Genomic DNA, 6,636 nt, shown 5'->3' with positions numbered 1-6,636 from the left:
ACGGCCACGCCCCCGAAGAACCCAGCGTGCCCGCGTTCAGATGGTTCGCCCAAGCCCTGAGCGTGCACCGATGAGCGCACCTCGGGCAAACGCACTCATCTGCCGCATACCGCGCTGACCGAACCGGCCAGCGCGGGGCGCCGGCCGCCGGAACCTGCTGCGGCACAGAACGTCCGCTACTGCCGAGTTCAGGACATCGGCCGAATCAACTGCGGGGGAGTGTACTGATGCGGTCAGAGATTCGTGGTGAGAGAACGTAATTCGGTGACCACGTCCTTGCTGGAGGGTGCGTGCTCTGGGTCCACCAGCCATTGCAGCATCAGGCCGGTCAGCAGTGCGAGTGGTACCGAGCCGCCGAGTCCTGTGCGTGCCTCGCGTTGTCCGCGGGCGAGGTGTTCGCGGATGTCGGGTGACCTTTCGGCTTGTACGACGGCTTCGAGTTGGGCCACCCACAGGGATCGATGGGTGGTGAAGGTGTCGATCAGGGCCTGCCAGCCCTGTTCGGGACTGTCCGTCGAGTCGTGGTGGGCCAGTTCGGCTCCGAGTTCGTCCACTGCTTGCACCAGTGCCTGAGTGAGCAGTGCGTCACGGGAGCCGAAGTGGTAGCCGATGGCCGCGTGGTTGACCCCGGAGGCTGCGGCGATGTCACGGACCGTGGTGTGCGCCCAGCCGCGTTCGATCAAACACTGCTTGGCTCCGGCCAACAAGGCTTCTCGGTTTCCCACCTGCGCAGCATACCCACAATCTTATCCATATGTTTTATCCAAATGGATTGACCATATGGATAAGACGTGGTTATGGTCCTGATCATGACCAAGCCGAAGGTTCTGATCTCGGGCGCGAGCGTGGCCGGACCCGCCCTCGCCTACTTCCTGCATCGCAGCGGGTACGACGTGACCGTCGTCGAGCGTGCGTCGCTGGTCCGCGACAGTGGATATGCGGTGGACTTCCGTGGTGCGGCGTTCGACGTGCTGGCGGAGATGGGCGTGCTCGACGAGATCCGCGGACATGACACGAAGATGCGCGGCACCGCCGTGGTCGACGGCAGCGGCACCGAGATCGGGCAGCTACCCACCGAGACGTTCGCCGGCGAACTGGAAGTGCCCAAGCGTGAACTGACTCGAATCCTGCACGAGGCCACCACCGGCGATGTGGCATACGTGTTCGGCGACCCGATCACCGCATTGACGCAGCATGAATCCGGTGTCGCGGTCGAGTTCGAGCGTGGCGTGGCTGCCGATTTCGACCTGGTGTTCGGCGCGGACGGGGTGCATTCGAACGTCCGGCGCCTGGCGTTCGGTCCGCGGGCCGACGTGCTGCGGCATCTGGGGATGTCCGGTGTCGGGTTCAGCATCGCCAACTACCTTGGACTCGACCACACGGGCCTGTTGCGGCCGGGGCAGGGCACGACGGTCTACCTGTTCAGCTCGGCCGACTCGGACCGGTTGACGGTGAGCCTTTCCTTTGCCACTTCGTCCCCCGAGTGGGACCGGCGCAGCCGCGCGGAGCAAGAACAGGCGGTGCGGTCGGCGTTCGCGGGGCAGGGCTGGGAAGTGCCCCGCCTGCTGGACGCGATGACCGATGCCGAGGACTTCTTCTTCGCCTCGTCCTGTCAGGTTCACCTCGACCGGTGGTCGTGCGGCCGGGTTGCGCTGGTCGGCGATGCTGGATACTGCGCCGCACCGACCAGTGGCATGGGCACCTCTCAGGCGTTGATCGGCGCACAGGCCCTGGCTCGCCAGCTGGCCGCGGCCGATGCAGACCCCGAGACCGCGTTCGCCGCATACGAAAAAGAGCTGCGGCCTTATGTCACGGACAACCAGGACAAGGGTTACCAGACCGCGGTGATGTTCGGCGGCGCGGCCGAACCGCCGAGTCTGTGAACGTCGTCAATTGCCGCATACCGCGCTGACCGAACCGGCCATCGCGAGGCGCTGGCGCCCGAAACCTGCTGCGGCACAGAACGTCCGCAACTGCTGATTTCAGCGTGCTGAAGGGCGATTGGGGCTTGCCTTGACGCAAAGGTCAACGTTTACGGTCGGGGCATGAGGATCGGGGAGCTGGCGAAGCGGGCTGGGACGACGACACGCGCCCTGCGTTTCTACGAATCGCAGGGGTTGATAACAGCGCGGCGAGAAGCCAATGGATATCGGGAGTACAGCGACGATGATGCCAGGCTGGTCGCTGAGATCCTGGCGTTGCAGGCGGTCGGGATGAGCTTGGACGATACTCGCCCGTTCGTGGAATGTCTCCGGGCCGGACACGAGTCCGGGGACTCGTGCACGGACTCGATCGATGTCTACCGCCGACGCCTGGCCGAAGTCGACGCCCTTCTAGCTCAACTCACGCAATTGCGCACCACGCTGGCCGACAAACTCCGCGCCGCGGAGGCCCGGCCGGACAATCCGTGCCGGGCCGCTACTAGGCCTGACCGACACGAAGGAATCCTGATGTCGTTCGATCACGCCACTGCCGAGGTAGTCACCGTCACTGACGAGACTTTTGCTGCTGTCGTTCTCCAGCACCAGCAACCGGTGTTGGTGGATTTCTGGGCTCCACGGTGCCCGCCGTGTCATATGATCGCGCCTGTGCTGGCCGAAGTCGCTCGAGAACGGTTTGGCGACCTTATCATCTGCAAGATCAATTCCGATGAAAACCCGGATTCTGCAAGGGATTACCAGATCATGTCGCTGCCGTCTCTGGTGCTCTTCCGAGATGGCCGTCCGGTTCGCACCATGGTCGGCGCTCGTTCCAAAGCCCGACTGCAAGCCGAGCTTGACGCTGCGCTACGTGCCTGAGGACCCGAGGGCCTGGCAAAACGCACTCTGGCGTGACCCGCACTGCCTGAACCGTCCAGCGCGGGCGGCCGGAAGATCAACGGCCCTGATCTGGGCGCCCGACTGCCTGCACTGCCGAGTTGCGGATGATTTCAGTGCCGCCATATCCTTCGGCCAGTTGGCCATGCGGACGACAGGCAGATCCAAACCAACCAAAGGATCGAGTTGGCAATGACCTGGTCGAGACCACGAATCACCATCGGCGACGAACGTCGAATGCTCGAGAACATGCTCGACCGCAACCGAGCCGAATTGGTCAACACGCTGCGCGGCCTGTCCGAAGAAGACGCCCGCCGCCGCCTCGTCGCATCGATGACCACCCCGATCGGACTGCTCAAGCACGCCGCAGTCGCCCAGCGGATCTGGTTCCAGCACATCCTGGCGGGCCTACCCGAGAACGAATGCGACGGCGGCATGACGCCGGGCGATGCCAGTTTCGTCGTCGACGACAACGAAACCGTGGCCGACGTGATCGCCGAATTCGACCGCGGCAGCGAACGTTCCCGAGCAATCGCCGCAGATTTCGCACTCGACGACGTCCGGACCCACCCTCGTCTCGGCGAGGTGAGCCTGCGATTCATCTACCTGTTCCTGATCGAGGACTTCGCACGTCACGCCGGCCACGGCGACATCTTGCGCGAGCAGATCGAACATCCTTGAGCATTGTGCCGCACGACAATCCAACGACAGTCGGTGCAAGTGATCGCTCACGCCACTTCCCGCGCTGCCCGAACCGGCTGGCGCAGATGAGCGAAGATCAAGTGGCCGTGTCAATCCCGGGCCGACCGGATGCACTGACATGCCGAATGCAGCGCGTTCTCCGGGGCTTCAGTGGAATCACCAGCGGGTCGGCCGATGGGAAACCCAGTGCCGCTGCGCCGCCGCCCCAGGATTTGGGGTGGCGCGGGAGGCCGGGATGTACCGGATTGTGAAACGTATCAATTTTGCTTGATTGAAAGGTCTTGTCCGATGCGTTCTTTCCTTGTTGCGGCGGCTGCGCTGGGGGCTTTGGTGGTGGGGGTCGGCACGGCTGCCGCCGCGCCGGTGCCGGTTCCGATATCGACGTCGGAGTCAGGTTCGGGGGCACCTCTTTTTTCGGGATCGAGTTCTTCGGGATCGAGTTCTGCGCAATACCTGTATACCCATCCGATTGTGCGGATTCTGGTTTGCGCTATCGGTGGGTGGACGCCCGAGCAGGTGACGGCATGTTTCGGTGCGGCCAACCCGGGTTCCCCGATGATGTAGGTTGCGGCACGCTGGGGAATGCCGAAGCCTGCGCTGACCCCGAAGTCGCCGAGAATATTGCCGGGAGTTTCGGCGAGCGGGGGCTCGGTGGCGGGTAGCTGCGTCCAGCGTCGAGGAGCGCGGGCCCACGGCGTGAACGCACTCTCTTGCCGCATGTCGCGCTGACCGAACCGGCCAGCGCGGGGCGTCGGCGGCCGAAACGGGTAAGAATCGTGTCACCTGGTACATGAAGCGTCGCAACTCCATTTGATGCTGTTCATTGGGGGCTGGACGGTGGTGATTCGTTCCACCGTGCGGCGACGCACCACGCTGGGGTCGGGTACATCGCGTCCGTAATCTGGAGGGTCGGAACCAGCCACGCGATGAGGGGGACGTGTTGAACGACTACGGCAGTTTCGCGACACAGCCGTTGCCGATCCAGCGATTACCGCGCCGCACCACCGAACCGGTCAAGCTCAAAGGTGTTGGCAGCGAAGGGCGCGCGGACGGTGCGGGGCTCGCTCGCGCGGGCGGGCATGTGGCTCTGGCCGGCGTGGTCAGTCGGGTCACGGGGTTCGCTCGAACGATCGTGGTGGCCGCGGTCCTGGGGACCGCAGCAGTGGGAGATGCCTACAACGGCGCGAACAATCTGCCGAACATGCTCTATGAACTGCTGCTCGGCAGCGTCCTGGCCAGCGCCGTCGTCCCAGTCCTGACACGGGCGCGACGTCAGGGCCGCAAACGGTCCCGCGAATTCACCCAGCGGGTGATGGTCGCGGCCGTGCTGGCGTTGGCGGTGGTCACAGCGCTCACGGTGGCGTGCGCCCCGCTGATCGTTCGAGTGTTCGTCGCCGACCCCGAACAACGTCACCTGGCCACCGGGTTGGCGTATCTGTTGTTGCCGCAGATCTTCTTCTACGGGGTGTCCGTGGTCGTGGGAGCGGTGCTCAATGTCCGCGACAGTTTCGCCACCGCGGCCTGGGCGCCGGTGGTCAACAACGTGATCGTGCTCGCCACCTGTGGGGTATTCGTCCTGCTTCCCGGGCCGGTCACCCTGACTCCCACCTCCATGACCACCGCCCAGGTGCTCACCATCGGCGTCGGTACGACAGCAGGAATCGCCGGACAAGCCGCCTGGGTGGTTGCGGCATTGCGGCGCAACGGTTTCGCGTGGAGTTGGCGAGTACGGCCGCTGCCCTACACCTGGCGTCCGATCCGCGCCGGGCTTCCGATCCTGGGGTGGCTGCTGGTGTATGCCGTGATCAGCCAGATCGGTGTGGCGATCACGATGCGGGTCGCTTTCGACCATGGTGGGGTGTCCATCTACACCTACGCCGAGCTGTTGTTCCAGGTCCCCTACGGCATTCTCGCCGCGTCCGTGCTGACGGTCCTGATGCCGCGCATTTCTCGCGCCGCGGCTCTCGGTGATCACGCTGCAGTGATCGCCGATCTCTCCCGTGGTGCCCGCTACCTGTCGGTGGCGCTGATCCCGGTGACCATGGCGATGAGCCTGCTGGGTCCGGGATTCGCGGCGCTGGTGTTCACCGGTCGTGTCGACGCTGACGCTGCCCGGCTGATCGGGCTCGCGGTGGCGTGCTCGGCGTTCGGGCTCGCGCCGTTCGCGCTGGTCATGCTGCAGATGCGAGTGTTCTACGCCTACAACGACACCCGGACTCCCACCGTGATCAACGTCGTCATGGTGGTGACGAAGGTGGCGATTCTGGTGTTGACGGCGACTGTCCTGACCAACCAGGTCGTGATCGTGATGCTCAGCGTCTCCAGCTCGCTGGCCTACGTCGCCGGTGCGGTGACCGGGCACATTCTGCTTCGCCGGCGGTACGGGCTGCTCGGCTTCTCCGCTGTCGCCGCCACCGTGCACCGGGTGATGTGGGCAACCGCCCTCGCCGGCGCCGCCGGACTGACCGCTATCGCGCTCTCACGCACCACGATCGGCACGCCCAGCATCGAACAGCTCGTCACCCTCGCCGCAGGAGCTGCCGCTGGCACGGCGGTGTTCCTGCTCGCGGCACGAGTGATCGGGATTCCCGAAATCCGTGCAGCACGAACCATGCTGAGCCGTTCATGACGCCGGAGACGCTGTTCTGACCCATGTCGGCAAACGCACTATATTGCCGCATGGCACGCTGACCGAACCGGCCAGCGCGGGGTGCCTGCGGCCGGAACCTGGTGCGGTGCAGAACGTCCGCTATTGCCGATTCCAGGATATCGGGACGTGCTGTAAGCGGTCGTTCTTGCTGATCGGGGCTGTTATTCGGCTGGCTCAAGGCAGCTGGGCCGGTGTAAGGACCGAGAATGGCGACGGATGGTGGGCAGGAGCAGTTCCGGGCGCGGGTGTTGGCTTTCGAATCGGCCCTGCGGCCATCCGGAAATCAACAGGTCGAGGTCACCTCGGGCGATCACACGAGCGTCGAGCATCGAATGTTCACCAGCGCAACACAACTCCGGATGACCTTGTGAAATCTGTTCTCCCGAAACGAGATACGTAGATCGTCTGCCCGCATTATCTTTGTGACGCGGCGGTCGGCGATCCGGCTGTGGCACCTACCAGCGAAGG

The 6,636-nt window shown here is 64.5% G+C and carries 7 protein-coding genes; 5 read left to right on the top strand and 2 right to left on the bottom strand.

Features of this window, described 5'->3' with window-relative positions; genetic code table 11:
• Nucleotides 1-233 precede the first annotated feature (233 nt).
• Nucleotides 234-725 (bottom strand): TetR/AcrR family transcriptional regulator, encoded by a 492-nt coding sequence (locus ACIRRA_RS45270; RefSeq protein WP_402782111.1) that lies wholly within the window; start codon nucleotides 723-725, stop codon nucleotides 234-236.
• Nucleotides 726-809: 84 nt separating this feature from the next.
• Here ACIRRA_RS45270 and ACIRRA_RS45265 point away from each other — a divergent pair, with 84 nt between their 5' ends.
• The 3 genes from ACIRRA_RS45265 to ACIRRA_RS45255 all read left to right on the top strand — a co-directional run bounded on the left by ACIRRA_RS45265 (nucleotide 810) and on the right by ACIRRA_RS45255 (nucleotide 3,497).
• Nucleotides 810-1,883: an FAD-dependent monooxygenase gene (locus ACIRRA_RS45265; protein ID WP_402782108.1), complete on the top strand. Its 1,074-nt coding sequence runs from the start codon at nucleotides 810-812 to the stop codon at nucleotides 1,881-1,883.
• A 162-nt stretch (nucleotides 1,884-2,045) separates the two neighbouring features.
• The gene (gene trxA, locus ACIRRA_RS45260; protein WP_402782105.1) at nucleotides 2,046-2,798 is read left to right on the top strand and encodes a thioredoxin; all 753 of its coding nucleotides are present in this window, start codon (nucleotides 2,046-2,048) and stop codon (nucleotides 2,796-2,798) included.
• 210 nt (nucleotides 2,799-3,008) lie between these two features.
• Entirely contained in the window at nucleotides 3,009-3,497 is a 489-nt protein-coding gene (locus tag ACIRRA_RS45255) for a DinB family protein (RefSeq protein ID WP_402782102.1), read from the top strand.
• Nucleotides 3,498-3,775: 278 nt separating this feature from the next.
• On the opposite strand, the gene ACIRRA_RS45250 is transcribed toward ACIRRA_RS45255, so the two are convergent.
• Nucleotides 3,776-4,237 (bottom strand): hypothetical protein, encoded by a 462-nt coding sequence (locus tag ACIRRA_RS45250; protein WP_402782099.1) that lies wholly within the window; start codon nucleotides 4,235-4,237, stop codon nucleotides 3,776-3,778.
• Between the two features lie 218 nt (nucleotides 4,238-4,455).
• Between ACIRRA_RS45250 and murJ the strand changes: the two genes are divergently transcribed.
• Entirely contained in the window at nucleotides 4,456-6,147 is a 1,692-nt protein-coding gene (gene murJ / locus ACIRRA_RS45245) for a murein biosynthesis integral membrane protein MurJ (protein ID WP_402782096.1), read from the top strand.
• Between the two features lie 227 nt (nucleotides 6,148-6,374).
• Nucleotides 6,375-6,539, top strand: coding sequence for a hypothetical protein (locus tag ACIRRA_RS45240; RefSeq protein ID WP_402782093.1), 165 nt, complete (start codon nucleotides 6,375-6,377; stop codon nucleotides 6,537-6,539).
• Nucleotides 6,540-6,636 lie beyond the last annotated feature (97 nt).

Source organism: Nocardia sp. NPDC101769, assembly GCF_044766925.1.
Classification (GTDB): Bacteria; Actinomycetota; Actinomycetes; order Mycobacteriales; family Mycobacteriaceae; genus Nocardia.
The sequence above is the reverse complement of the archived record's forward strand: the minus strand, read 5'-3'. Positions and strand labels throughout refer to the sequence as shown.